Source organism: Microbacterium forte, from assembly GCF_031885415.1.
Lineage (GTDB): Bacteria > Actinomycetota > Actinomycetes > Actinomycetales > Microbacteriaceae > Microbacterium > Microbacterium forte.
The window spans coordinates 2171629-2198314 of record NZ_CP116871.1 but is presented as its reverse complement, the minus strand read 5'-3'; the positions used below and the strand labels follow the sequence as shown (position 1 = coordinate 2198314).

The 26686-nt window shown below is 67.2% G+C and carries 19 protein-coding genes; 10 read left to right on the top strand and 9 right to left on the bottom strand.

Features of this window, described 5'->3' with window-relative positions; genetic code table 11:
• Positions 1–96: 96 nt before the first annotated feature.
• From OB895_RS10525 to OB895_RS10505, 5 genes are all read left to right on the top strand, one after another.
• Positions 97–309 carry a heavy-metal-associated domain-containing protein gene (locus OB895_RS10525; protein WP_079113876.1) on the top strand — a complete coding sequence of 71 codons (213 nt, stop codon included), beginning with the start codon at positions 97–99 and terminating at the stop codon, positions 307–309.
• Positions 306–1268, top strand: a complete 963-nt coding sequence (locus OB895_RS10520; RefSeq protein ID WP_079112056.1) for a DUF8832 domain-containing protein — start codon at positions 306–308, stop codon at positions 1266–1268. Before OB895_RS10525 ends, OB895_RS10520 begins: the two co-directional genes overlap by 4 nt.
• A 69-nt stretch (positions 1269–1337) precedes the next feature.
• Complete coding sequence (locus OB895_RS10515; protein WP_311877425.1) at positions 1338–3605, top strand: heavy metal translocating P-type ATPase; 2268 nt, start codon at positions 1338–1340, stop codon at positions 3603–3605.
• 70 nt (positions 3606–3675) lie between these two features.
• Positions 3676–5796, top strand: coding sequence for a heavy metal translocating P-type ATPase (locus OB895_RS10510; RefSeq protein WP_311879923.1), 2121 nt, complete (start codon positions 3676–3678; stop codon positions 5794–5796).
• Between the two features lie 151 nt (positions 5797–5947).
• Positions 5948–7432, top strand: coding sequence for a hypothetical protein (locus tag OB895_RS10505; RefSeq protein ID WP_311877423.1), 1485 nt, complete (start codon positions 5948–5950; stop codon positions 7430–7432).
• 46 nt (positions 7433–7478) lie between these two features.
• Here the strand turns inward: OB895_RS10505 and OB895_RS10500 are convergent, their stop codons facing one another.
• From OB895_RS10500 to OB895_RS10485, 4 genes are read right to left on the bottom strand one after another with little or no spacing between them, the layout of a single operon-like run.
• Positions 7479–8531, bottom strand: coding sequence for an ABC transporter ATP-binding protein (locus OB895_RS10500; protein ID WP_311877421.1), 1053 nt, complete (start codon positions 8529–8531; stop codon positions 7479–7481).
• Positions 8528–9478 (bottom strand): ABC transporter permease, encoded by a 951-nt coding sequence (locus OB895_RS10495; protein WP_311877418.1) that lies wholly within the window; start codon positions 9476–9478, stop codon positions 8528–8530. Before OB895_RS10495 ends, OB895_RS10500 begins: the two co-directional genes overlap by 4 nt.
• 4 nt (positions 9479–9482) lie before the next feature.
• A complete protein-coding gene (locus OB895_RS10490) occupies positions 9483–10358 on the bottom strand; it encodes an ABC transporter permease (RefSeq protein WP_311877415.1) in 876 nt (291 codons plus the stop codon).
• Entirely contained in the window at positions 10355–11596 is a 1242-nt protein-coding gene (locus OB895_RS10485; protein WP_311877412.1) for an ABC transporter substrate-binding protein, read from the bottom strand. The genes OB895_RS10490 and OB895_RS10485 overlap by 4 nt, the downstream gene beginning before the upstream one ends.
• A gap of 75 nt (positions 11597–11671) precedes the next feature.
• Between OB895_RS10485 and OB895_RS10480 the strand changes: the two genes are divergently transcribed.
• Together OB895_RS10480 and OB895_RS10475 are read left to right on the top strand one after the other, a co-directional pair.
• Positions 11672–12391: a TVP38/TMEM64 family protein gene (locus OB895_RS10480; protein WP_311877410.1), complete on the top strand. Its 720-nt coding sequence runs from the start codon at positions 11672–11674 to the stop codon at positions 12389–12391.
• Positions 12384–13025, top strand: a complete 642-nt coding sequence (locus tag OB895_RS10475) for a CDP-alcohol phosphatidyltransferase family protein (RefSeq protein WP_311877407.1) — start codon at positions 12384–12386, stop codon at positions 13023–13025. Before OB895_RS10480 ends, OB895_RS10475 begins: the two co-directional genes overlap by 8 nt.
• Before the next feature lie 12 nt (positions 13026–13037).
• On the opposite strand, the gene OB895_RS10470 is transcribed toward OB895_RS10475, so the two are convergent.
• Positions 13038–14528, bottom strand: a complete 1491-nt coding sequence (locus tag OB895_RS10470) for a dihydrolipoyl dehydrogenase family protein (RefSeq protein ID WP_311877405.1) — start codon at positions 14526–14528, stop codon at positions 13038–13040.
• A 38-nt stretch (positions 14529–14566) separates the two neighbouring features.
• Between OB895_RS10470 and OB895_RS10465 the strand changes: the two genes are divergently transcribed.
• Positions 14567–15250, top strand: coding sequence for a class I SAM-dependent methyltransferase (locus OB895_RS10465; protein WP_228385633.1), 684 nt, complete (start codon positions 14567–14569; stop codon positions 15248–15250).
• A 63-nt stretch (positions 15251–15313) separates the two neighbouring features.
• On the opposite strand, the gene OB895_RS10460 is transcribed toward OB895_RS10465, so the two are convergent.
• The 3 genes from OB895_RS10460 to OB895_RS10450 form a co-directional block, all read right to left on the bottom strand.
• Positions 15314–16360: an NAD(P)-dependent alcohol dehydrogenase gene (locus OB895_RS10460; protein WP_311877398.1), complete on the bottom strand. Its 1047-nt coding sequence runs from the start codon at positions 16358–16360 to the stop codon at positions 15314–15316.
• Positions 16361–17505: 1145 nt separating this feature from the next.
• On the bottom strand, positions 17506–18225 hold the full coding sequence (locus OB895_RS10455) for an RES domain-containing protein (protein WP_083512992.1): 720 nt from the start codon (positions 18223–18225) through the stop codon (positions 17506–17508).
• Positions 18141–18902: a hypothetical protein gene (locus tag OB895_RS10450; protein WP_017201976.1), complete on the bottom strand. Its 762-nt coding sequence runs from the start codon at positions 18900–18902 to the stop codon at positions 18141–18143. Before OB895_RS10450 ends, OB895_RS10455 begins: the two co-directional genes overlap by 85 nt.
• Positions 18903–19160: 258 nt before the next feature.
• On the opposite strand from OB895_RS10450, the gene OB895_RS10445 reads away from it, so the two are divergent.
• Positions 19161–22919, top strand: coding sequence for a hypothetical protein (locus OB895_RS10445; RefSeq protein ID WP_311877393.1), 3759 nt, complete (start codon positions 19161–19163; stop codon positions 22917–22919).
• A gap of 51 nt (positions 22920–22970) precedes the next feature.
• On the opposite strand, the gene OB895_RS10440 is transcribed toward OB895_RS10445, so the two are convergent.
• A complete protein-coding gene (locus OB895_RS10440; RefSeq protein WP_151460108.1) occupies positions 22971–23621 on the bottom strand; it encodes a hypothetical protein in 651 nt (216 codons plus the stop codon).
• A gap of 304 nt (positions 23622–23925) precedes the next feature.
• On the opposite strand from OB895_RS10440, the gene OB895_RS10435 reads away from it, so the two are divergent.
• On the top strand, positions 23926–26634 hold the full coding sequence (locus OB895_RS10435; protein WP_020372869.1) for an NACHT domain-containing protein: 2709 nt from the start codon (positions 23926–23928) through the stop codon (positions 26632–26634).
• The last annotated feature ends 52 nt before the right edge of the window (positions 26635–26686 follow it).

The window sequence follows — 26686 nt, the reverse complement described above, 5'->3', positions numbered from 1 at the left end:
CGCGCGAAGTCATCGACCCATCGCGGAATACCCCGAGAGGGTATACGCTTGTTTTTAATACCCCCCAGGGGTACTAGAACGAGGGATGGAGACATGATGACGAAGAACGAGTTCCAGGTGACGGGCATGACCTGCGGGCACTGCGAGATGTCGGTGCGCGAAGAGGTCTCCGAGATCCCCGGCGTCGAAGACGTCCAGGTGAGCGCCCAGACCGGAAAGCTCGTCGTCACCGGCTCGACGTCGGTCGACGATGCGCAGGTCCTGGCCGCCGTCGCAGAGGCAGGCTATTCGGCGGTGCGGACGGCATGAACGCCGGCGCACGGCTCGGCCTGTTCGGGGCGGGCCTCGTGGTGGCGTTCGGCGCGGCCTTCGGGCTCGCCGGCGTCATCGTTCCCGCGAGCGCGGTCAGCGACTGGACGAAGGGGGCGGAAGTGGACGATCACAATGGTCACGCCGAGAGTGCTGTCGGCGCGGATGACGCGGCGAGTGCCGCTGCAGACGACCTGAAGGGCCTGTCGCTCGGTCTCGACGGATATGTGCTGTCGCCGATCGAGGCGCCGGCATCCCCGGGCGAACCCGGTGCACTGGCATTCCGGATCGAAGACGCCGCCGGCGTCCCCGTCACGGACTACGCGACGGCGCACGACAAGGATCTGCACCTGATCGTGGTGCGCTCAGACGGGAGCCGGTTCCGACACGTCCATCCGGTGCTCGACGAGGCCACGGGAACGTGGTCGCTTCCCTGGGAGTGGACAGATGCCGGAACCTACCGCGTCTTCGCGGACTTCACCCCGGCCCAGGCGGATGCTGCGTCGCTCACTCTCACGCGCACTGTCCAGGTGGCGGGTGAGTTCGCACCCGTCGCGCCGCAGCCGACCCGCGTCGCGGAGGTCGATGGCTTCACGGTCTCGCTCGACGGCGCCCTCGAAGCAGGAGTGGCGAGCGATCTCACTGTGACGGTCGCACAGGACGGTCGCCCGGTCACCGCCCTGGAGCCGTATCTCGGCGCGTTCGGCCACCTCGTGGCGCTGCGCGACGGCGACCTCGCGTACCTGCACGTGCACGCCGCGGGTGATGAGCCCGAAGCGGGCGAGACGTCGGGGCCCGAGATCGCGTTCGCCGCAGAGGCCCCGACCGCGGGGCGGTACCTGCTGTACCTGGACTTCCAGGTGGACGGCACGGTGCATACGGCCGAGTTCGTGCTCGATGCCGCTCAGGCGCAGGGCGTGACCGAAACCGAGGGCGATTCGCACGACGACGGGCACTGACCGTCAGCCGTCGCCCCTGCCGCAGCTGATCGCTGCGGCCCACAGATGGAAGCCAGAGAAGGAACGAACATGAGCACGTCAGCACCTGCGAACGCAGGGACCGGAGTCGAACTGGAGATAGGCGGCATGACCTGCGCCTCCTGCGCGATGCGGATCGAGAAGAAGCTGAACAAGCTCGATGGTGTCGTGGCGACCGTCAACTATGCGACCGAGAAGGCGAAGGTCACCGTGCCGGACGGGTATGATCCGGCGGCGCTGATCGCAGAAATCGAGAAGACGGGGTACTCGGCGTCGATCCCCGCACCGAAGGGCTCGAAGAACGATGCCGCCTCCGCCGGTGAGGGCACCGCAGACCCTGAGCTGCGGTCGCTGCGCAACCGCCTGATCGGTGCGATCGTGCTGACGGTGCCGGTGATCGCGATGGCCATGATCCCGGCGCTGCAGTTCACGTACTGGCAGTGGGCCTCGCTCGCACTCGCGGCCCCGGTGATCCTCTGGGCGGCGTGGCCGTTCCACCGGGCCGCATGGATGAACCTCAGGCACGGCACCGCGACGATGGACACGCTCATCTCCCTGGGCACATCGGCCGCATTCCTGTGGTCGCTCTACGCGCTGTTCTTCGGCACGGCCGGCACCCCCGGCATGACCCACCCGTTCGAGTTCGCACTGGCCCCCTCCGACGGGGCGGCGAACATCTACCTCGAGGTCGGTGCCGGGGTGACGATGTTCATCCTCGCCGGGCGCTACTTCGAGAAGCGGTCGAAGAAGCAGGCCGGCGCAGCCCTGCGCGCGCTGCTCGAGCTCGGCGCGAAGGACGTCGCGGTGCTGCGCGGTGGTGTGGAGACGAAGATCCCGGTCGAGGATCTGCAGGTGGGAGACCAGTTCGTCGTGCGGCCGGGAGAGAAGATCGCGACCGACGGTGTCGTGGTCTCGGGCACGTCTGCCGTCGATGCATCGATGCTCACGGGTGAAGCGATGCCGGTCGAGGTCGCAGAGGGCGACGTCGTCACCGGTGCCACGACCAACGTCGGCGGCCGGCTCGTGGTGCGCGCCACCCGGATCGGCTCCGACACGCAGCTGGCGCAGATGGCCCAGCTCGTCGAAGACGCTCAGACCGGGAAGGCGGAGGTCCAGCGTCTCGCCGACCGGATCTCAGGCGTCTTCGTGCCGATCGTGATCGTGATCGCCGTCGTCGCGCTGGGCGGCTGGCTCGGCGCGGGGTTCCCCGTGGCCGCGGCATTCACCGCGGCGGTGGCCGTGCTCGTGATCGCGTGCCCGTGCGCACTGGGCCTGGCGACACCCACCGCGCTGCTGGTCGGCACCGGGCGGGGTGCGCAGATGGGCGTGCTCATCAAGGGTCCGGAGGTGCTGGAGTCCACCCGCGCGGTCGACACCGTCGTGCTCGACAAGACGGGCACGGTCACCAACGGCAAGATGACGCTCGTCGACGTGGTCGTCGAGCCCGGCACCGAACGCGCGGAACTCCTGCGGCTGGCCGGCGCGCTGGAGGATGCCTCGGAGCACCCGATCGGCCAGGCGATCGCCAAGGGCGCGACGCAGGAGGTCGGAGCTCTGCCGACGCCCGAGGACTTCACGAACGTCGAAGGCAAGGGAGTGCAGGGGATCGTCGACGGTCACGCCGTGCTCGTCGGCCGAGACTCGCTCCTCGCCGAGTGGTCGCAGACGCTGAGCCGCGAGCTGGCGTCGACGAAGGCCCGCGCCGAGAGCGAAGGCAAGACCGTCGTCGCGGTGGGCTGGGACGGGCAGGCGCGCGGCATCCTGGTCGTGGCCGACACGGTGAAGCCGAGCAGCGCCGAAGCGATCGCCCAGTTCACGGCGATCGGGCTGACCCCCATCCTCCTCACCGGCGACAACGACGCGGTCGCCAGGCGCATCGCGGCAGAGGTCGGGATCGACCAGGTCATCGCCGAAGTCCTGCCGAAGGACAAGGTCGACGTCGTCACGCGACTGCAGCGCGAGGGAAAGGTCGTCGCGATGATCGGTGACGGCGTCAACGACGCCCCCGCACTCGCGCAGGCCGACCTCGGCATCGCGATGGGCACCGGGGCGGACGTCGCGATCGAGGCATCCGACATCACCCTGGTGCGCGGAGACCTGCGCAGCGCGGTCGACGCGATCCGACTGTCGCGAAAGACCCTCGGAACCATCAAGACCAACCTGTTCTGGGCCTTCGCCTACAACGTCGCGGCCATCCCGGTCGCCGCGCTCGGAATGCTCAACCCCATGCTGGCCGGCGCAGCGATGGCACTGTCGAGCGTCTTCGTCGTCGGCAACAGCCTGCGCCTGCGGGGGTTCCGGAGTGTCATCCCGCGGTGACCCGGGCGATGTCGCGCACCCCGAAGAGAGACACTGAGAACCACACCCGACACGGGAGACAGCACTCATGATGAGCACGCACCACGCCGAGGGAAGCGCCGGCGACCAGCACGTCACTCACGATCACCACGCTCAGGACGCAGACGGAGGTCACGAGGGCCACGGTGGTCACGCGGGGCACGCCGGGCACGAGGGGCACGGTGGTCACGCCGGGCACGGCGACCACGTCGGCCAGTTCCGGCGCCTGTTCTGGATCAACCTCGCCATCGCGGTGCCGGTGGTGGCGTTCTCGCCGATGTTCGCGATGATCTTCGGCTACGACGTCGCCGACGGGGCGCGGTTCGTCTCTCCGGTGCTCGGCACCGTCATGTACGCGTGGGGCGGATGGCCGTTCCTCTCGGGTGCGATCGGCGAACTCAGGGCGCGCACGCCGGGGATGATGCTGCTGATCGCCCTCGCGATCACCGTCGCGTTCTTCGCCTCGTGGGGCGCGACCCTCGGAATCCTCCACCACGAGCTCGAGTTCTGGTGGGAGCTCGCCCTCCTCATCGTCATCATGCTGCTCGGCCACTGGATCGAGATGAGATCCCTCGCGCAGACGACCTCTGCGCTCGACTCCCTCGCCGCGCTGCTGCCCGACGAGGCCGAACGGGTCGACGGTGACGCGATCGTCATGGTCGCACCCGCCGATCTCGTCGTCGGCGATGTCGTCGTCGTGCGCCCCGGAGCGAGCGTTCCGGCCGACGGTCGTGTCATCGACGGGGCAGCCGCGATGGATGAGTCGATGGTCACGGGCGAGTCCCGCCCCGTCACCCGCACGAAGGGAGACACGGTGACCGCGGGCACTGTCGCGACCGACTCCGGCCTGCGGGTCGAGATCACCGCCACCGGCGACGACACCGCACTCGCCGGCATCCAGCGCCTGGTGGTCAACGCGCAGAACTCGTCGTCCCGGGCGCAGCGCATCGCCGACCGCGCAGCCGCACTGCTCTTCTGGTTCGCCCTGGTCTCGGCGGCTCTCACCGCGCTGGTGTGGACTCTCGTCGGAGATCCGGATGCCGCCGTCGTGCGCAGCATCACCGTGCTCGTCATCGCCTGCCCGCATGCGCTCGGCCTCGCGATCCCGCTGGTCGTCTCGATCGCCACGGAGCGCGCTGCCCGGGGCGGTGTGCTCGTCAAGGACCGCCTGGCGCTCGAGAGCATGCGCACCGTCGACGCCGTGCTGTTCGACAAGACGGGCACGCTGACAAAGGGCGCACCGACCGTCACCGCCGTCGAATCGATCGGTGGCATCGACGCCGACCGCCTGCTCGCGCTCGCCGCATCCGCAGAGGCCGACAGCGAGCATCCGCTGGCTCGCGCCATCGTGCGCGCGGCCGAAGACAGAGGCCTGACCGTGTCTAAGGCCTCGAGCTTCTCGTCATCTCCTGCGGTGGGAGTGACCGCCACCGTCGATGACAGCGAGATCCGCGTGGGCGGGCCGAAGCTCCTCGACGAGGTCGGAGGCCGAGAGATCGCCGCCGCCGTCGCATGGCGAGGCGAGGGTGCCATCATCCTGCACGTGATCGTCGACGGGCAGGTGGCCGGAGGAGTGAAGCTCGCCGACGAGGTGCGCCCGGAGTCTCGTGACGCTGTCGACGCCCTGCACCGCCTCGGTGTCGAAGTGGTCATGATCACCGGTGACGCCCAGGCCGTGGCCGAATCCGTGGCGACCGACCTCGGCATCGACCGGGTGTTCGCCGGTGTGCGCCCCGAGGACAAGTCCGCGAAGGTCAAGGAGCTGCAGGCCGAGGGCAAGAAGGTCGCGATGGTCGGCGACGGCGTCAACGATGCCCCCGCGCTGGCTCAGGCCGACGTCGGCATCGCGATCGGTGCCGGCACCGACGTGGCCATCGCCTCGGCCGGCGTGATCCTCGCGAGCTCCGACCCCCGGTCGGTGGTCTCCGTGATCGAGCTCTCCCGTGCCGCCTACCGCAAGATGACGCAGAACCTCTGGTGGGCGGCCGGGTACAACCTGCTCTCGGTGCCGCTCGCCGCCGGCATCCTGGCGCCCGTCGGATTCGTCCTCCCCATGTCGGTCGGAGCCGTGCTGATGTCGCTGTCGACGATCGTCGTCGCTCTCAATGCGCAGCTGCTGCGTCGCATCGATCTGTCTCCCGAGGCGAGCGTCCGGGCCGTTCTGGGGCGGTGAGGAACTGATCGCAGAGATGTCGTGACATCTGTGCGGCAGTGCAGACGTGGTGCGAGAATCGGATGCAATCCGAGATCGGTTCGGCGTCGAACAACTCTCGGACATCGAGCCCGTCGACGGTGCGGACGCTCGCCTGGTCGAGAGGAAGCCCATGAGACTCGCAAAGACGCTCAAGCGGATCGAGCTCGAGACGCGCCCGATCCATCCCGAGACGCGCCGCGCTCTCGCCGTCCGCTGGTCGGAGCTGCCCGAGCATGCGAAGACGCCGAACCAGCTCCTCGGACGCTGCGCCGTGGGATGCGAGGGAACGCACGGCGTCTTCCCCAAGTGCAACCTCACGTGTTCGCCCTGCTACCACTCGGCTGACGCCAACAAGGTGCGCATCGACGGCGACCACACGGTCGACAACGTCGCGCGACAGATGTCCTACCTGCGCCAGGTGCGGGGGCCGCGAGCTCACGCGCAGCTGATCGGCGGCGAAGTCAGCCTGCTGTCGGCCGAAGACCACGCCCAGGCGCTTCTCGCCATGCGAGCGGTCGGGCGTGAGCCGATGTCGATGACCCACGGTGACTTCGAATACGACTACCTTCTCGACGTGGTGCTCGACGAGGATCGCAAGCCGAGGTTCGACAAGGTGTCGTTCGCCGCCCACTTCGACTCGCTCATGCGGGGGCGCAAGGGTGCGGTGCGGCCGCACAGCGAGGCCGAGCTCAACCCGTTCCGCGAGAAGTTCGCGCAGATGTTCATCGATCTCAAGCGCGACCACGGCGTCGACAGCTACCTCGCGCACAACATGACCGTCACGCCGTCGAATGTCGACGAGGTCGAGCAGGTCACCCGCGACGTGCTCGAGATGCCGTTCGACATGATGTCCTTCCAGCCGGCCGCGTTCATCGGCGACGATCGGCGGTGGCGGGAGGACTTCGGCGAGGTCACGATCGACGCCGTATGGGAGCGGATCGAGGCGGGTGCGGGGCACAAGCTGCCCTGGCAGGCGACGCAGTTCGGCGACCCGCGGTGCAACCGGTCGACGGTCGGCGTGCGTGTCGGCGGCGGTTTCGCAGCGCTGCTCGACCCCGACGACCCGAAGGACATCGCGGCGCGCGACCGATTCCTCGACCACTTCGGCGGCATGATCTTCGGCGGCATCCCGAAGCCGGTGCTCGTGGTGAAGGTCGTCCGTGCGATCGCCGGCCACCCGGGCGACATCCCTCCGCTCTTCGGTCTCGCCCGACGCGTGCTCCGCCGTGCCGGCGGACTGCGTCGCGTGCTGCGTGAGGCACGCCGAGGCAAGGTCTCGTTCAAGACCTTCGTGGTGCACAACTTCATGGATGCCGAGCAGGTCGATCCTGCGTGGAAGCTCATGGAACAGGGCATCGTCGCCGACGACCCGCTGCTCAAGGAGACGCAGGAGCGCCTCGGCTCGTGCATGTACGCGATGGCGCACCCGGAGGACGGGCGCCTGGTTCCGGCGTGCGTGCAGCATTCCGTTCTCGATCCGATCGAGAACATCGAACTGCGACGACTGCTGCCGATCCCCTCGGTCCGCGACGGCGCCGAACCGCAGGTGGTCTCTCGGCCTTCAGGTCTCACGGGCGTGCGGGAGACGGGCGCGTCCCGAGCCACCACCCGCTGATCCGCGACGGCCGTCTGCGCCGAGGAGCCCGGCGTCGGTGGCGGGATCAGCCGGCGATCACGTGAACGGCCGTGGTCGGCAGCGCGAGCCGCACACGGTCGCCGAGCTGACACCGCTGCGTCGGTGGCGCCTCGGCATGCAACGCGGCGTCGCCGCAGCGCACGACGATGTCGGACCGCGCACCGGTCACCCGGACCGACTCCACGACGCCCGAGATCGCGCCCGACGGCACCGCCCGATCGCCGTCGTCTGCGAGCACGGCCACGTCCTCCTGCCGGATCACAAGTGTTCCGGCACCTGTCGGTGTCTCAGGCGGCACCGGCACCGAGCCGAGCGCGCTGTGGTGACGCCCGTCGCGAACCTCGCCGGCGATCGCGTTCCGACCTCCCATGAGCTGCGCCGCTCGCAGATTCTGCGGCTGGCGGTACGCCTCGCGCACGGTGCCCTCGTGCAGCAGCACGCCGTGCTCGACCAGGGCGATGCGATCCGACGCCCGTGCCGCCTCGTCTCGATCGTGTGTGACCAGCACGATGGTGGGCGAGACCGCGCGGCGCACGGCCTCGAGAAGGTCGTGCATGTCGCTGCGCAGCGCGGGATCGAGAGCGCTGAACGGCTCATCGAGCAGCAGCACCGCCGGCTCAGCGGCGAGAGCCCGAGCGATCGCGACCCGCTGCTCCTGACCACCCGACAGCTCGCCGACCCGGCGGTCGCCGAACCCCTGCAGCTGCACCATCTCGAGGTAGTCGTCGGCGCGGGATCGCGCAGCCCTGCGGCTCATGCCCGACACGCGGTCGGAGAACGCGACGTTGTCGAGGATCGAGAGGTGCGGGAACAGCAGCGAGCGCTGGAACACCATCCCGACTCCACGACGCTCCGCCGCGACCCCGGCGACATCCGTGCCGCCGATGCGCACCGTTCCGGCATCCGGGTCTTCCAGTCCGGCGATGACCCGCAGCAGGGTGCTCTTGCCCGACCCGCTGGGGCCGAGCACGGCCGTGCAGGTGCCGGCGGCCACCGTGAGAGAGAAGGCCCGCAGTGCAGGCGTCGGCGAGCCGGGGAATCTCTTGTCGAGTCCGTCGAGGACGAGGTCGGCGCTCACGCGGAAGCTCCTGGGGTCGTGGGGTGGGAAGACGAGGCGGCGGAGGTGGTGTTCGGGGGAGCGGATGGCCTGCGGCGCCTTCCGCCAGCGGCTCGGCCGGATCCACGCAGGGTCAGGACGGCGACGAGGAGGAGCACCGGGGGGATGACCGCTCCGAGGGACATGACGGCGACGGCGGCGTCGTTGCCGAGACCGGCGGCGGCTCCTGCCACGATCAGCGGAAGGGTGACGAGCTCGCCGCCGCCGACGATGACCGTCACGATGTAGTCGCTCCACGCGACGAGGAAGGCGAGGAACGCGGCCCGCGCGAGCGCGGGGGCGATCATCGGCAGGTGCACGCGGCGCAGCACTTGAGAGGGCGTGGCGCCGAGCAGTCGCGCCTCCTCTTCGTATGACAGGTCGTAGGCGCCGTACGCCGCGCGCATCACGAACGTCGTGTACGGCAGAGCGAGCACGACGAGCACCAGGACCACGCCGACGATCGGAGGCACATATGCGCGCAGCAGCAGCACGTTGACGCCGAGGACCGCGGCGAACGGCGGCAGGGCGATGGGTGCGAGCAGCAGCGCCGAGACCGTGCGAGGGAAGGGTACGGTGCCGAAGGTCAGCGCCCGCGCGGCGAGGGCGCCGAGCGGTGTGGCGACCGCGGCGACGACCGATCCGAGCAGCACGGACCGGTCGAATCCCGGCACCAGGCCGAAGCCCAGAGCCTCCTCGAGGCCCTGCACTCCCCATGCCGTGGACAGGGGAGACGGAAACGACCAGGCGTCGGCGGACGCCCAGAGCACGAGGGGGAGGAACGGCAGAGCGAACCAGGCCACCAGCAGCATCGTCAGCGCCACGCGGATGACACGGCCGGCGCCTCGTGGCGTGGTGAGGGTGCTCTGCATGGTTCGGGTGCTCTGCATGGTGGGGGTGCTCTGCATCGGCAGGGTCGGCGACGGCATCCGATCACCGCCAGACGGCCGTGCGCCGGAGCGCCGCGAAAGTGAGGGCCACGACGGCGAGCGAGATCGCGCAGGTCACGAGCGCGACGGCCGCTGCCTCGGGACGAGATGCCAGCGAGACGCCCTGGAACAGCCGCACGGCGAGCACGGGCAGTGGCTCGGGGTAGGTGCGACCGAGCAGCCACGCCACCTCGTACGACCCGAGAGCGTAGACGAAGCTGATCGCGGCGCAGATGACGATCGTCGGCGCGGTCAGGGGCAGCAGCACATGACGGAAGCGCCGCCGCCGGCCGGCGCCGAGCAGCGCGGCCGCCTCGTCGTAGGTGGCGATCCGGGTGGCGAGGGTGCCCGTGACGACGAGCGCGACGAAGGCGGACTCCTTCCAGGCGAACTCGGCGATCACGGCACCCCACAACGAACCCCCCACCCAGGGCGCCCACGACTCGGGCGGGATCCCGAGCAGTCGGGGCAGGACGCCAGCGTCGGAGAGCAGCAGCCCGATGGTGGCGGCGCCGATGAGGTGCGGCACGGTCACGGTCGTCGCGCCGAGGGCGGCGAGCAGGCGACTGCCCGCGCGACCGGACGCGATGACGACCGCAGCGCCCGTGCCGATGACGACGGCGATCACGGTCGACGCGGCGGCGACGGCGATCGACACCCCCGTAGCGGCGGCGAGGTCGCGCGGGTGCGCGAGGAAGGCGTCGATCCCGGGGGTCACGGGACCCGCGATGGGCATGAGTCCGAGGGCCTGGAGCAGCGTGGCGCCGATGCCGCCGCCCACGACGAGCAGCGTCGCGAGGGCGGCGGGCAGCACCAGCAGCGTGCCGCGGAGGAGCTGACGGGCGCTCCCACGACGGCGCGCCACCGGCGCGAAGCTCATCGGTCGAGCACGCCCGTCCGCCAGCCCTCGTCGAGCGCGGGGACCCACTCGGCAGCGAGCTCACCGTGCGCGTTCTCGGAGAGCACCTCGTACCCTGGCACGACCGGCGACGTCGGGAGGGCGTCGAACAGGGCGCGGTCGTCGTCCGGCAGGCTCTCGATGTCGAGCACCGTGAACTGGCCCCATACGTCGGGCTGGGCCTTCGCAGCCTGCTGCTCCACCGAGAGTGCGACGTTCGCGACGACCATCGCCCCCGCGATCGAGTCGGAGTTGGCGGGCAGGCCGAGGAAGCTCGCGTTGCCCACGGTGCCGTCCTCGAGTGGCAGCACGGTGGTCTCCGGCGGGTACGTCCCGTCGGCGACGAGATCGGTGAGTGTCGCGGGGCCGTAGGTCATCGTCATGTCGATCTGACGGTCGGCGAAGAGCTGACCGAGCTCGGCTTCGTTCGCGGGATACGTGTCACCGCCGCGCCACAGGCTCGGGGCCAGTTCGCTCAGTCGGTCGTAGAGAGCAGGGCTCAGCTCGTCGAAGGCCTTGTCCGAGTACGCCGCGGGCACCTCGTCGGCGCCGCCCGAGACGCTCGCCAGCACCTCGCGAACGAACACCGAACCGGTGAAGTCCGGCGGGGCGGGGTAGGTGAAGCGTCCGGGGTGGGCTTCGGCCCAGTCGAGCACCCCGGCGAGGGTCGTCGGCGGGTCGGGGATCGCCTCGGCGTTGTAGGCGAGCGTGAACTGCGCCTTGTGCCACGGGGCTTCGCAGCCGTCGACGGGCGTGCCGAAGTCCGACTGCAGCAGCGGGTCGTCGGGATCGGTGGCAGCCATCGACGGCAGCAGGTCGGTCCAGTCGCACAGCCAGGCATCGGCCTCCTTGCCGGTGCGGAAGTTGTCGCCGTTGACCCAGATGAGGTCGACCGTGCCGTCGGAGCGGCCGGCCTGGATCTCGGTGAAGACGCGGTTCAGCGCATCTCCCGTATCGGTCACGGGCACGCGCTCGAGCGTCACTCCGTACTCCGCGACGGCCGGGGTGAGGATGTCGTCGACGTAGGCGTTGCCCTGGTCGTCGCCGCCGTACATCCACAGCTGCACGGTCTGACCCTCGGCATCCGCGAGCACGGCATCCCAGTCGTCGTATGCCGTCGACGCGCTGCTCTCGGGTGCCGCGCAGGCCGTGAGGGCGAGCAGCGGCACGGCGAGAGCGAGGGCTGCGGTTCTCCGAGGTCGTCGTGCGATGCTGCTCATCAGGGGTTCCTCGCTTCGGAATCGGTGTATCGGCATATCGCGCCGGGCTAGGGTATAGGAGTCGGGGAGGATGCTGTGGACGCTGGTGATTCGCGTGTCAGAGACGCCCCCTCGAAGCGGTCGGCGATCGTCCGCCTCGTGCTTCTCCTCCTGTTCGTCGCCCTCGTCGGAACGGTTGGGTATTTCCTCGCTCCGAGCGACATCGACGCGGTGCGTGACTGGGCGGCGAGCCTCGGACCGGGCGGCGCGCTGCTCTTCGTGGCGGGGTACGCCGCCCTCACGCTGACACCGGTGCCCAAGAATCTGCTCACGATCGCGGCGGGTCTCGTGTGGGGATTCTGGCTCGCCCTGGTGCTCGTCTACGTCGGTGCTCTGCTGGGCGCCGCCGCGTCGTTCGTGATCGGTCGAGCGCTCGGCAGAGAGGCGGTCGAGCGGCTCACCGGGGCTCGGGTCGCGCGCCTCGACGCCGCCCTCGCGTACCGCGGATTCCTCGCCGTCCTCGGCGCTCGGCTGGTGCCGATCATCCCGTTCACGCTCATCAACTACGGCGCGGGACTGACGGCGGTGCGACGACGCGACTACGCGCTGGGCACGGCCATCGGCATCCTCCCCGGGTCCGCCGCCTATGTGGCGCTCGGCGCGTTCGGACTCGAGCTCGGACCGCCCTTCTGGATCGCGGTGGCCGTGCTGGGCGTGCTCATCCTCGGCGGCGTCGTGACGGCGGCGATCCTGCGTCGCCGCGGCGGAGACCGCTCGTCGTCGGCGCAGAGGACTGCGAGTGGCCACGATGCTTGACCGTTCTCTGCGGGCCGTGCTCGCCCGACCACTCGAGGTGACGGCCGCCGCCCTCGACCGCCCGGGGATCACTCCCGACCGCCTGACGGTGCTCGGTCTCGCGCTCGGCGTCGCATCCGCCGTCACGGCCGGGCTCCAGCTGTGGTGGGTCGCCCTCGTGCTCTGGCTCGTCTCGCGGATCGCGGACGGTCTCGACGGCACCCTCGCCCGACGCCGCCGACGGCTGGCCGAGTCGCAGGGGCGGGACTCCGCGCCCTCCCACGCGGGCGGATTCCTCGACATCACCGCCGACTTCGTCGTCTACGGTGCCACGGTCGTCGGAGTCGCCTTCGGTGCCACGGCGCAGTTCGGCGCTCCGTGGTGGCCGTTCCTGCTGGTGCTCCTCGTCTACTACGTGAACGGCACGGCCTTCCTCGCCTTCTCCTCGATCGCCGAGCGCACCGGGCGAACGATAGACGACGGGCGGTCGCTCTCCTTCCTCGGGCGGATAGCCGAGGGCACCGAGACCATCGCCGTGCATTCGCTGTGGCTAATCCTGCCGTTCTGGGCGTGGCAGATCGCGTTGGTGTGGGCGCTCTTCGTGGCCGTCAGCGCTGTGCAGCGCATCGTCGTCGGCTACCGCAGCCTGCGCTGAGTCGGGCCGGGCTCAGCCGCGGCGACGATGGATGCGGCCCAGGACGCGGATGCCGAATGCGACGGCCCCGCCGCGGAGGCCGCGCTGCGCCTCCTTCACGACGGCATTCCACCCGGCGTCGGAGTAGCTCGGATAGGCGTGCATCGTCGTGGCCACCGTGCGCACGTTCATGCCGGTCTTCACCGCCACGGTGTACTCCGCGAGCGACTCTCCGGCCCGCGGTCCGACGATGACGGCGCCGGTGACGCGGCCTCGCCGGTCGACGACTATGCTCGTGAAGCCGTCGGTGTGCCCGTCGGCGATCGCCCGATCGAGATGAGCGTGGGAATGCACGACCACTCGCATCCCTCGTCCAGGTGCATCGTCCGGCGTGATGCCGACGGCCGCGACCTCGGGCGAGGTGAACGTGATGCGTGGCACGACATTGGCGTCGATCTTGCGGGAGAGCCCGAGCACGGCGTTCGTCGCGGCGACGCTGCCGTACATGCCGGCGGTGTGAGTGAACCGCGGCAGCGGGGTCACATCACCGGCGGCACGGATGCGCGGGTTCGACGTGCGCAGCGAGGCGTCGACGTCGACGGCTCCGCGGCGATCGAGGCGCACACCGGCTGCCGACAGTTCGAGGTCTCCGGCCTCGACGCGACGACCCAGTGCGGCCAGCGCCCGATCGAATGCGACCTGCGTGCCGTCGCTCAGCGTCGCGGTTCCTGACGGGGAGGGATCGTCGTCGGAGCCGGGGGACTCGAAGGCGCGCACGGTCGTGCCGAGACGCACGTCGACGCCGTCCGCGCGCAGGGCGGCGAGGATGACAGCGCTCGCCGCGGCATCCTCCTTCGGCAGCAGTCGATCGCCCCGGTGCACCAGCGTGACCGCGCTGCCGAGACGCGCCATCGCCTGCGCGAGCTCGCAGCCGATCGCGCCGCCGCCCTGCACCAGCAGCCGAGCGGGCAGTTCCTCCAGATCCCAGAACGTCTCGTTCGTCAGCACGTCGATCGACGCCTCGCCCTCGACGGACGTGCGCACCGGCGTGCTTCCCGCGGCGATCAGCGCGTCACGGAACGCGATGCGTTCACCGCCGACCACGACGGATCGAGGGCCATCGAACCGCGCGCGTCCGACGAGCGTGTGGACGCCGTCTCGGTTGAGCGTCTCGGGGGAGTCGACGGGCTCGATGTCATGGATCGCGGAGTGCACGTGCTGCATGACGGCGGGGAAGTCGACCCGGATCTCGCCCGCGGTCACACCCAGCCCTGCACTGCTGCGCGCGGCGTGTGCGGCGGCGGCCGACGCGATGAGCGCCTTCGACGGCACGCAGCCGGTGTGCAGGCATTCGCCGCCGAACCGGTGCGCCTCGACCAGCAGCACGCGCGCGCCGAGCGCGGCTGCGGTGCGCGACCCGACGAGTCCGGCGCTGCCGGCTCCGATGACGACCAGGTCCCACATGCGTCCGCCTGCTTCACGTGCGGTCAGTGCGCGCGCCGGTCTGCGAGAAGGGGTGCTCATGCCTGAAGCCTAGAGTGGACCCGGAAGCGGGAGGGCGGATGGCGGCATTGATGCGGCGCTACGGCGTGGGTGCGCGGTGGTACGACGTGCTCTCCGGTGAGCGCCCGGTGTATCGGGCCGGACGCCTGGCGGGGATCTCTCTGCTCGACCTGAGCCCCGGCGACGCCGTCGTCGACCTCGGATGCGGCACCGGTCTGAACTTCGCGCTGCTGCTCGACGCGACGGGGCCGTCGGGGGTCGTGATCGGCATCGATCGCAGCGCCGAGATGCTGGCCGTTGCCCAGAGGCGGATCGACCGGGAGGGCTGGGGGGACAGGGTGCGCCTGATCGAGTCGGATGCCGCAGAGCTGCAACCCGAAGCGGTGACTCGGACCGTGACCGAGCTGCGCGGCGGTGGCGACGGACGTGCGGATGCCCTGCTCGCGACCTACTCGCTCAGCGTGATCACCGAGCGAGAAGAGGCCTGGCGTCGAGCGCGGGCGTGCCTGCGCCCCGGCGCACGGGCGTGCATCGTCGACATGCAGCCGCCGCACGGGTTCTGGCGTGTGCTCTCACCGCTGGCGCGTCTGGCCTGCGCGACGGGCGGGGCAGACATCTCGGCACGGCCGTGGCGGATGCTCGAGCGCGATGCCGTCGACCCCGCGTCGGTGCGCCGGGTCGAGCGCAAGGGCGGGCACATCGTCGCGGTCGTTGCGACGGTCGACGGCGGTTCGCCGCTCTGACCTGACCGGGAAGGGTGAACGGAGCGCCGCGCGGTCGGTGCCCGACCGCACGGCGCTCGTGCGTCACGGGACGATGACTGCGCGACCGCGGATGCTGTTCGCGGCGAGATCCTCGTAGGCCTTCGGGCCGTCGTCGAGCGAGTAGGTCTCGGTCTGCACGTGGATCTTGCCCGCGCGGGCGAGGTCGAGGACCTCGATCAGCTCGGAGCGGGAGCCCCAGTAGGGGATGCGCACGGCCGCGTCGTAGGCGATCGAGCCGAAGCCGAGGCTCATGGTCCCGCCGCCGATGCCGACGATCGTGACGTCGGAATCCAGCGCCGCCACGCTCTGCGCGAGCGCCATCGTCGGGTTGGCGCCGACGAAGTCGAACACGGCGTTCGCGCCGAGGCCGCCGGTGATCTCGCGGATCTTGTCGGCGGCGGAGGCATCGCTGATCAGCACGTGATCGGCACCCACCTCGGTGGCGAGGGCGAGCTTGGTGTCGTTCACGTCGAGCGCGATGACGGTGGCGCCCGAGATCGCCTTCAGGATCTGGATGCCGACGTGGCCGAGGCCGCCGGTGCCGATGACCACCGCGAAGGTGCCTGCACCGAGCTTCGGGAGTGAGCTCTTGATCGCGTGGTACGGGGTGAGGCCGGCGTCGGTCAGCGAGACGTTCTGCACGGGGTCGAGGTCGCCGAGCGGCACGAGGTGGCGGGCGTCGTCGACGATCATGTACTCGGCCATCGAGCCCTGGCTGCCGAGACCGGGAGGGCGGATGCCCTCTGCGGCGGCGTTGGTGCAGTAGTTCTCCATGCCCTGCGAGCAGTTGTGGCAGCGACCGCAGCCCCACGGTCCGTAGACCGCGACGGCGTCTCCGACCTTCAGCGTCGAGTCGACGCCCTCACCGATCTCGTGCACGATGCCGGCGCCTTCATGACCGAGCGTCAGCGGCAGCGGGTAGCTCTGCTCGAGGTAGTCCTTCTCGGGGAGGCCCATGACGTAGTCGTCGGAGTGGCAGACGCCGCCAGCGGTGACCTTGAGCAGGACCTGACCCGGCCCCGGCTTCGGAATCGGAATGTCGACGACGACGGGCGGCTTGCCGATCTCGACGTAACGGAGAGCTTTCATTGTCTTCCTTCCAGCAGGTCGAGTGGTCTGCCGCGCGGTGCGGAAGGCGGGAGCGCTCGAACCTGCCACTTCAATTATCGAATGTCAGAATCGCGATGAAATCGGACTAAGTCCGATGTAAAGCGCGAAGCCCACTCCCTCACCGAACCGCCTCACGAAGGGGCTGATTCGATCATACGGATGGGGTCGGACATCTCGCCTCAGGGAGCTCTGAATCCCCATGGCGCGCATCTCGGCGACCCAGCGCTCCCCGATCGGCCAAGCAGGACAGCTCTAGCGTCGAAGTTCGTAACCCTGTTCGTTAAGGAGGTTGATTGCGATCTCGAGCAGCGTCCCAATGAACTCGATGAGGTCTGCGATCAACTCCTCGTCTGGTTCGTACAGAGTCCTGCCCATCTGAGGTGTAGATGGGCGCGTCTCGATCGCGTGGCGCAGAGTGGTGATGAACTGCCCGTGCGCGTGGGCCGAAGTTATCGCCCAATAGTTGAAGGTCCGCAACGTGGGGCCTGGAACGCGACTCGCAATCTTCCTTGTGATCGAGGAGGGATCGATCAATGGCGCACTGAGAACGTCCTCTGGATCGGACCCGAGGTTGGTCGCGGTGGTCCTAAGGAAACGCCCCAGCGCGGCTATTCCTTGTTCCGTTCTGTCATCTGGTGTTTGAGCTTTGCGCAGAGCGTTCGTCAGCTTCAGCCCGTGCCTGTACTCGATGCGGGCGATCTCGAGCGCCCTGCGGACTCGAGGAATCGGTGCCGTCCAGGATCCAGATGAGCTCCGCGAGCCCCTCCAAGACAGGACGGAACAAGGTGTAGTCAGCCTGCATATGAAGGAGCAACACGTTCTCCTCGGGGCTAGCGGCAAGCTCCGCCCAGGCGGATACGTGGTCCGCAGCGGTGAGGACGAGCCCGGAGACTATGGCATGAGGGATGACGATGTTTCCTGCGAGGGCTTGATCTTCCTCCGCCATTGACCCCTTTCGAACCGTGGGCACTCCACTCTTGATCGCCGCCGCGAAGTCCCGGAATCCTTCGACAGCACCGCCGAGAGTCTGCAATGTGGAACGCTTTGGCATAGCACTGAGAGTACGGGTGGATCGAGCGTCATCTGATAATCCGAGAATCGCGGACTGCCGTCCTGGGGCGGTTCTATTTCTTAACGCGGTAGCCGAGCCTTTTCACGGCTTTCGCGAGGTACACGTTCGCACTGGATGAGTCCAGTCGGGTGTGCACCAACGGCAGCGGCGGGAACGAGCCCTCGGCGGACGAGAACAGCGTCACCATCGGGCCGAAGTCGATCGATGACACATGGTAGAGCCCGTCGATGCTCGACCCAAGCTGGTCATGGATCGCATTCGCCCAGTTCCGCGTGTATCGCTTAGGCCCCATCTGGATCGAAGAGGTCGTCCCGTTGATCACGGGCCAGTTGCTGGTGAGATCCAGTAACCGAAGCTCACGCGTCGGCCGCCAAGCCGCGAGGGTGTTTCCACGAACGCGCCGATTGATTAGTCGGCCCTTCTGAAACACCTCGCCGAGAGCTGTTGTAGATCCGGCAGCTGCGTACGTCACGCCATAATCGGCATGGTGCTGCTGCGGCTCGGGATGCGGGTCAAAGCGCATGGTTCTGATCGGCCCGAAGTGCCGTAGCTCATCCCACGCCTGTGGGTGAGCACCTCTCGTAGCGAAGACCCGCCAGAGGATCCCATCGAATGATCTCAGGTGCTCACTCGCGTCGAGTGTGAGCGGCGCCGGGGGTGTTGCGGGGACTTTCGCGTTCGACGGGCTCACGTGATGTCGGCGTCTTCGAGGATGTCCACTACGGGTGCAGGATCCTTCGCGGCAGCCAGCCACTCGATCGGCGTCATCCATTCCTGGGGGTCGACAGACTCATCGCTCGACCGCAAGTCGTCTTGAGGTGTTGTCATGAAGCCTTCGACGTCGGCCGGATCCCAGTCGGACGGGATCGCTCGGACGAGCAGCGGGAGGTGGGGGATCGTCGAGACCCTATCGCCGGAAATGAACTGCCATCGAGGGTAGAGGCGGATCCTTCCTGCCCGGAAGCCGTACAAGGTGTTCTTGCTCTGGCGGTGACGCACACTGGAGGCATCGATGCCGAGGAGCGCTGCGACCTCGGATGCGGTGTAGGTGTTGGTTAGGGCGCGCACGTGAGTCTCGCGCTCGAGCTTGGCGATCCCACCGCTGGTGACGAATGCGGCTGCCTCGGCGAGCTCCTCCGGAGTGAAATCGCCAGACTCGATCAGGAAGTTGGCTTCCTGCTCTGTGAGGCCCAGCTCGGTCGATTGACGGTCGGTCATGGCATCGGCGAGCTCGTCGATGAGTGCGTTGAACACGGATACGTCGACGTTTGACGTCTTCGCCACCTGCGCAAGGCGCTCGACACCGGCTTGTACGTCGGTCTTTGCGGGGGCCTTGGTCGCCACGACGAGCTTCGGGTTCCCGTTGAGGAATCGACCTGTCACTGTGCCGCGGTTCACAGTCGCCTCGCGAGCGGAGGCGGCACGAGTGCGACTTTTCTTCACGGCCATCTTGCCTCCTCGTGTCGTCATCTGGTTAGCGCGTACACGCAATATCTTACGCGCGCTTTTGCGTGTATGCACCCCCGCGAGGTGACGAGGTGAGAGCGGTCAAGAGCTCCCTGGCCCGGGAGCAGCGGCGTTGAAGGAGACCTGTCGTCCGCGCGTTCGAGGCGGCACCCCAACTCTTCGCCACCTTCCTCCCCGGCGCAACGCTTTCAACGCTCAGTAATCAGTGCGGATGTCGTTGGCTTACGCTTGAATGCTTGCGTGGGAAAGAGCAAGAAAACTCGGAGAAGCAAGCGGTCTCGATCTCAACCGCGGGCGGTGAGCGCCGCGCGACGGGAGCCCGACGCACTCGAACTGGCCTTTTCAGCGTACGATCCGGACGAGCTCTGGACGCTGATTTTCGCCGCCGCCACGTCCCCCGGCAACAGGCATCGGTCGGTGACATTGGGGAGCAGCTTCGCGGCTGCGCTACGAGCCTCCGCCGCTCCGGCGCCAGACGAATACCAGCCGCTGCCTTCGATCCAAGCACTGTCCGATCTAGCGGCTACCACCTATGGGATCGGCCCGGCGCGTGAAGATTTCATCCCCACCGACCCGACTCGAACTGTCTTCCTCGCGGTCGGCTCTGAGCCGCTGCGCGCGGTGCCTGGCCTCACCGAACGGCCGGTCGCCGACCTCACGCGTGCGCTCAGAATGGCGGAAGCGGTAGACGGTCGGCTTCACAGACGATTTCAATTCGGCATCGCAAACGTGGTGAACGTGGCGATGAAGTACGGCGACTTCTGCGCCCGCCACCTTGCAGACGCATGGGTACCAGCCCCGGACCTCGCGCTCAACGACGAGGTCTCCCTGCCGGACGCGGAGTACGAAGCGACGCGGGCCCTCCTCAACCTGAACCCGCTCGACCACATCGAACTCGGTGAAGCTGATGAAAGGGCGTTGGAATGGATGACGAACTCCGCAAGTCGGGCCACGTTCGACGCGGAGAGTCTCTCCAGCCCGTTCGGGAGGTACCTTCGCTTCGCTGACTCGGCGGGTGCACATCGATGGGTGCCGCCACTTTTCATCCCAGAGATCATGGCCCATGCCGTACGAGAACTGGTGTCTGCGCTCGACCGGGACGGGCAAGCACGACGAGCCCTCCGGAGTTCTTGCCTGAACCAGATTCGCCAGTCCCTATGGCGCTTTTCCAACAGCTTGATCGAAGCTCCTCCCAACAGCGAAGGCCTCGATTCCCCGCTTCGCGGGATTGACGTTCAGTGGTTGGTGCCGGTGAACCCGTCCACTTTCATCGCCGTCTCAGTCATCTACGTCCCCGACCTGGGGGCCGCGCCGGCGCCATACATCGGCTCAGTGGAGCTGGCGAAACAGGTGAGGTCGCAATCAGACCCTGTGCCGGTGCGGATGGCGGGCGGGCGACGAGGAACCGTCAGGCCGGGCGCGGAGGTCATCCCGTTGACGGTGTTCGCTGCGCCCGGTCACATCGCTGTGCCGCAGGCGGTCGGCGAAGCAAAACTCGCGCTCGAAGACCTGACCTGGATCGCGGAAACGGCTACGTCCGACGATGATCTCTACGCATTCACGCGGGACCTGAGCGCTCCCGATTTCCCTGAGAGTTTCGGATGGGAAGCGATCAACTACTGGGAGCCATGGAAAGCCAATGGCAAGTCTTTTTTCAAGGGTGGCGTGGTACCCAATGCCGTCTACTTTGAAGCGCACGCGGGCGAGGCCGAGTGGGATCGAGCGGTAGAGCTATCGGATCTCGAAGTGGCGCTCCTCAGGGTTGGGCTTCCCCCGATTCGAGACCTCCGAGCGGCAGAAGTCGCCCCGGGGCCCGTCGCAAACGTCGCGATGATCGCAGGTGACCCCATGTACGACGCCACCCGCGGTGTCAACATCGCGCCGAGTGTTGACGGGTGGTCTCTCGCTCTCACCGAACCTCCCGTTGCCGTGGCACGGGCGAGCCTGGAGGAAGCATCTGCCGACCACCGACGGTTCTTCTTCGACTTCTGCGGCGGGCTAATCTACGGCTTCGCTGCGCTTGGTGATCGATGGCGTTTCGCGCACCAGGAGATCGATGTGCCCGGATACGTCCTCTACCTCCACGCATCGGAAACGGTCTCGGGTGAACCGCCCGGTGTGGTCACGCCGTATCTCGACCCGCACGCGCGTGCCGTCGACGAACCAGTCAACTTCTTGTGGCGCATCGATGTCGAGGGATTCGCAGACTCGGCGAATGGAGATCCGCACGCGGCGAATCTCCTAACAGCGGATGCAGTGTTCGATCTGCTCCGCGCGGGCGGCATGGATATCGACACCGGAGCGGCGCTCCGCGACCAGTGGCGCACAGCGAGACCCTTTCTCATCTTGGAGATGAAGCAGGCCCGGACCACTCTCAATCACCTGCCTGATCCGTGGCGTCTACGACCCTCTGATGAGAGCCGCATGGTTGCGGCTTTGGGACGACGACTCCACGACGCCGGCGTTCAACCGGGAGAGTACCGAGCGGACGACGCGAATCGACTCATCCGCGAGCATCTTGCGCCCCTTGCTCTCGAGACCCTGACTGAAGGAATCAAGAGACACGACGTGAGCGAGGTGGTGCTCACGGGGATGGAGCAGCTGGCGGGGGTGATGGACAGTGCCATTCATCAGCAAGACGATCTATCCCGAGTCGCAGCGAATCTCGCGACCGAATGGGATCCGCTCACCCGCACGGCCGAGCTCTCGGCGGAGACACTTCAGCTTCGTCAGTGTAACGAGATCGTGGTGGAGGCTGCCTTGCGCATCCTGGGCAATCCGGCGGCGGTGAAGCCGATCACTCCTCAGGAGTGGAGCGGTCTTCTTGCCGCCGCAGATGCGTACCTCACCGCGACCACGCTGAGTGAGCGGATGTATCACCAAGTCGCGCCCGCAGTCATCAACCTCAGCCCGATGTACGAGCTGGCAGTTGACGACGATCCGCATCCCGACGCATCGGCGTGGGGCCTGCGAAACGACGAACTGACCCGTGCAGCTGCGAGCGTCCGATTGCACGGCACTCAAGACGACGACTCGCTGCAACAGGCGAACGAAGAAGACGACGTCGAAGATGCGTTCCAGCCGGCATGGGGAGCGACGTCGCAGGACATGCTCGCCGCACTCGCCACCCTCGCAAAGTGGGAAACGTTCGAGCCAAGCAGGACGACCGCGCACGTCACCGTGGCCGAGGCAACAGCATGGGTCTGTGACGCGCTGGGCCCGGACGCGGATGAGTCGCAGAGAACGCGTGTTGACGCCGCTATTCGGATGCTCACCAGCACGGCCGTCCAGATGCAAGCCGTGGAGTGGAAACCCTGGCAAACGCGCACACGGCGTCACCGGCTCCTCGTGCAACCGCTGGTGCAAGACTCGGACGGACGACTCATTATCAGCCCGCAGTACTTACTGACGTCCTTCCAGGTCTACTACCGCCACCTCCTCCAAGGAGTTCTTCCCTGGGCGGGAGACGTTCCCCAGCCTGTCAGCAACGCGCTTGCGGATCGCCGTGCGCGCCGCAATATTCGGTTCGAAAGATTCCTTCAAGACCGGCTAGAGGAACTCGGCTACACCACGGTCGCCCGCGTGAAACCCAACGACCACGCGCGACTCGGCGTGCCGATTCTCACGACCGAAGTTGACCTCGTGTGCGGACGCCCTGGCGATAGCACCATCTGGTTAATCGAGGCGAAGGATCCTGCGTCGGTGCACGGATTCGCTGAGACGGCACGCCAACTGCGCACCTTCTTCCGGGACCAGGTAGGAGACCGCGGGGCCAAGCCCTGCTACGCCACGCAGCTAGCCCGCAAGGAGAGCGAACTAGCGCCCCACGTCGCGAGCATTGCGACGCGCCTCGGACTCGGGGACCCGCCTGAAGGCGAGCAGTTTCGCCTGAGCACGCTCTTCGTAACCCGAAATCTCACTCCGGCAAACTACGTCGACGAGCGGTATCGGGTTGAGACGGCGACGGAGTTTCTCGCAGCTCGAGGCCAAACGCCGTAGGTGACATGCGAGAGCGGCGGCGCGCACGAATTCACGTCCCCAGCAGGAGCTCTATCGCCACTTCTGAGCCTCGATGATCCGAGCCAGGGTCTCCGCGTCGCCGCCGCGCCTGAACCATTCCACAGGGCTCTGGTGCCCGTCGGTGACCATGATCGACTGGGGCGTCGCCATGAGAGCCGATACCGACACCCATCCTTTGTCTTTCACAATGTCGATGATCTCGGTCAGGTGCGGCAGGATTTTTCCTGGCGACGAGAGACTGAACTGCCACGACGGAAACCGTCTGGAGTGGGCAACATCGACGGCGTACAACTCGCCACGATCGGCGGCGGCGAAGAGCGAGTCCTCGTCCATACTCAAGAAGGCAGCGGCTGCGGACGCGGACATGGTTTGAAGCACGCCCGTCAGAAGGGTGCTCGCTTCGCTCGCCAGAAGACCGCCGCGAGCAACCCGAGTCGATGTCTTCTCGAACGACTCGGGCGTGAAGGCCTTGGACCGGGTGAGATAGCTGATCTCCTGCGGCGTCAGCTCTTCCTGGTCCGCGATCGGTCGCTCTGCGAGCAGCTGGTCAGTCAGCGCTCGAACGATGAAGTCCCCGTCGGCGTTCAACCGAGCGACGGCGTCAGTGAACGCCGCGATCACATCGGTGGATGGCTGTGCTTGCCAAGGGCGGGGCCGTGGCTGGCCATCGGTTTCATCCATGTGCGACAGCGTAGATGAGCCTTCACCGGAAGGGGAGGGTTCCCTGGGCATTGACGTCGAGGATCCGATCGGTTCAATGGCAGGCGGGCGGAGCTCAGGCCTCGCCCTACTCGGCTCAAATGTGCGCGCTGGTGATCGGATTGGGATCGTTTCTCGTCGCCGGGAGAACCCCGTACGGTCGAACGCGTTCGCTCGCCGGTTCAGCCGGATAGGCAGCAGCACTGGTACAGAATGTCTCTAATGCGCCTCATAGGCGTCGACGTTGACCCGGAGGGACTCTGTGGGCCACTACAACCTCAACCGAATGGGCTGGCAGCAGTTCGAGCACATGCTCCAAGCGCTTGCAAAGGCTGAGCTGGGCAATGGTGTCCGGCCGTTTGGGTCAGGTCGCGACGCGCAGCGCGACGCCACGTTCGACGGCCGCGTCGACTTCCCGGTCGGGGCGGGCGCGAAGTGGGATGGCTACGGCGTCATTCAAATGAAGTACAACGAGAAGCCTGTATCGACGACGGCTGACTGGCGTTGGTTCCTTGACGAGGTCCGCTCCGAGCTGCGTGGTTGGCTCGTAAAGAGGAGGGTCGGCGAGAAGACGCCGGAGTACCTGCTGTTCTCCACCAACGTTGTGCTGACGGGGACCAAAGACACGGGCGGCCGCGACCAGTTCGACCAGCTTCTTGCAGCCAACGCGGAAGATTTGGGGCTGCGTGGGTGGTACGTGTGGGACTACGACGAGATTCGCGTCATGCTCGACACCCACACGTCCATTCGACAGCGATACCTGGAGCAGATCGTCACCGGCGACTTTCTTGCGCAAGTCGCCGAACTGCTCCCGGAAAAGACAGCTCTCGAGGTGGACCGGCTTGCTGGGCATGCAGTCGCCGAGCTCATCAACAGGCAATGGGTTCGAACGGGCGACGCGGGGTACAACGACGCGTCGAAGGTGAGGCTCGCGGACATCGCTATCGATTTGCCGTTCACTGCGGAGGCGCGCGCGGGCGAGGAGGGCCACCTGCGGTTGATGACCGCGGCCGAGACGGTGCAAATCGGAGACCTCCACTTGTCGACCGTCTCAGGGCGGGGGCCTCGCGGGGTGGTCATCGTTGGAGGCCCAGGTCAGGGCAAGAGCACGATCGCCCAAGTGATCGCCCACACGTATCGTGTCGCCTTCCTCGCTGACACAAACGTCGCGGAGTACGGCGAGAGGGCGCAGCTCGCCTTCGATGGCCTCGACGCACGGCTCAGAAAGGCGGGAATCCCGAACCCGCAGAAACGTCGGTGGCCGTTCGTGATCGAGCTGGCAAAGGCGGGGGCCGCAATCGCATCCTCCCCGTCGACGTTTTCATTGCTCACCTACATTGCAGATTCCATCCTGATTCGGGGGAAGAAGTCGGACCCAGGGGCGTTGCTGGACTGGTTGCGCACCTGGCCGTCATGCCTCGTGCTCGACGGCCTTGACGAGGTGCCTGACGCGAAGATCCGCAGCCGGCTCATCGAGGCCGTCACAGCGCTAGTGAGCGAGCTCAGCTCTGAGAAGGCGGACGTGCTCTTCGTCGCCACAACACGCCCACAGGGATACCGGCGGGAGTTCGACGATGCGTTTCCCTGCACGCAGATCATCCTGTCTGAACTCACCGAGACAGAAGCGATTAGCTACTCGGAAGCACTCACCGCGTTGCGGGCGGTCGACGATCCGGACCTCGCCGAGCAGGTTGCACAAAGGCTCATCACGGCCGTCCATGAACGAGTGACGCAACGACTGATGACCACACCGTTGCAGGTGACGATCATGACTGCTCTCGCTGAAGAAGCAGTCGACCTTCCGACGGATCGATTCGAGCTGTTCGACCGGTACTATCGCGTCGTCTACGACCGTGAACTGGCGAAAAGTGAAGCCTTCACGGAACTGAAGTCGCTGCGCCCACACATCGACCATCTTCACGAACAGGCCGGGCTCAAGCTGCAAGCAAGAACTGAGCGACCAGGTAACTCGGACGCTATCCTCACGAAAGCCGAGATCTCCCGTATCCTATGCCGCCGGCTGAGCGCGGCTGGGTTCGAAGAGAGTGAATCGGAGTCGATCGCGACGACTCTCCTCAAACTGTCGACGGAGCGACTGGTCATGCTCGTCTCCCCGAAGACATCGAAGTATGAGTTCGAGGTGCGATCGCTGCAGGAATACATGGCGGCTCGCGCGATCACCGATGGTGACGAACAGGTCGTCTTGCAGAACCTGCGCGAACTCGTTCCATCAAGTCACTGGCGCAACACGTGGCTGCTCGCGGCGGGCCGCCTGCTGAAGCGTCGAGAGCACCTCATCGATGACCTCATCAACATCGTCGTTCAATACGACACTCAAGCCGCCGAGTCGCCGATCACAGCCCTCGGCGCGAGCCTCGCCGGCGACCTCTACCTCGACAACTTCGGGATCGAGTTCCCGGCGACACGACGCAAACTCCTCAGCGCCGCTGTGAACCAATTCGCAGATCTCGCTGATGGCATGCCGGCCGGCGTTGCGAACCTTCTGGCGACTGCGTTGGAGCAAGGCGAGCGAGAGCAGGCCATCGTGCTTGAAGCCCTGCACGAGCTCAGCCGCGAGAACCCTGCAAACCTCGCCACCCGCGCATTGAGCGACAATAGTGCCGGTATGTCAGATCTCGCCAAGCAGGCACGAACGACCTTGACCGAGGGGCGGAAATACATCAGACCCGAACCCGGACCGATCCACGCTGATGCGGCGATCCTCGCACGCGCTCTCGCCCGGGCATCCAACCCGACGGCGGAGGTCCTCCTCCTTGTCGAGCAACTGCAGACGCCTGGTGCTGTCTGGCGGGGACGTTCGCTCGGAGTCTCGGTCGACATGCTGATTGCTCTTGAGCGGGATGCCGCTCGTCCCGCCCTTGCAGCTGCTGCGAAGAGCTTGTCGCAGAGCAGTCCGGCAAGCGCAGCCCTCAGTATCGAGCTACTTCGGTTGCACGCCGCGTCGAAGCTTCGCGGCGACATGTTCGCGAAGTAGTCGCGTCTCAGTCCCGCACGTTTCGAGCACCGGCACGTCTGAGGGGGTCGCA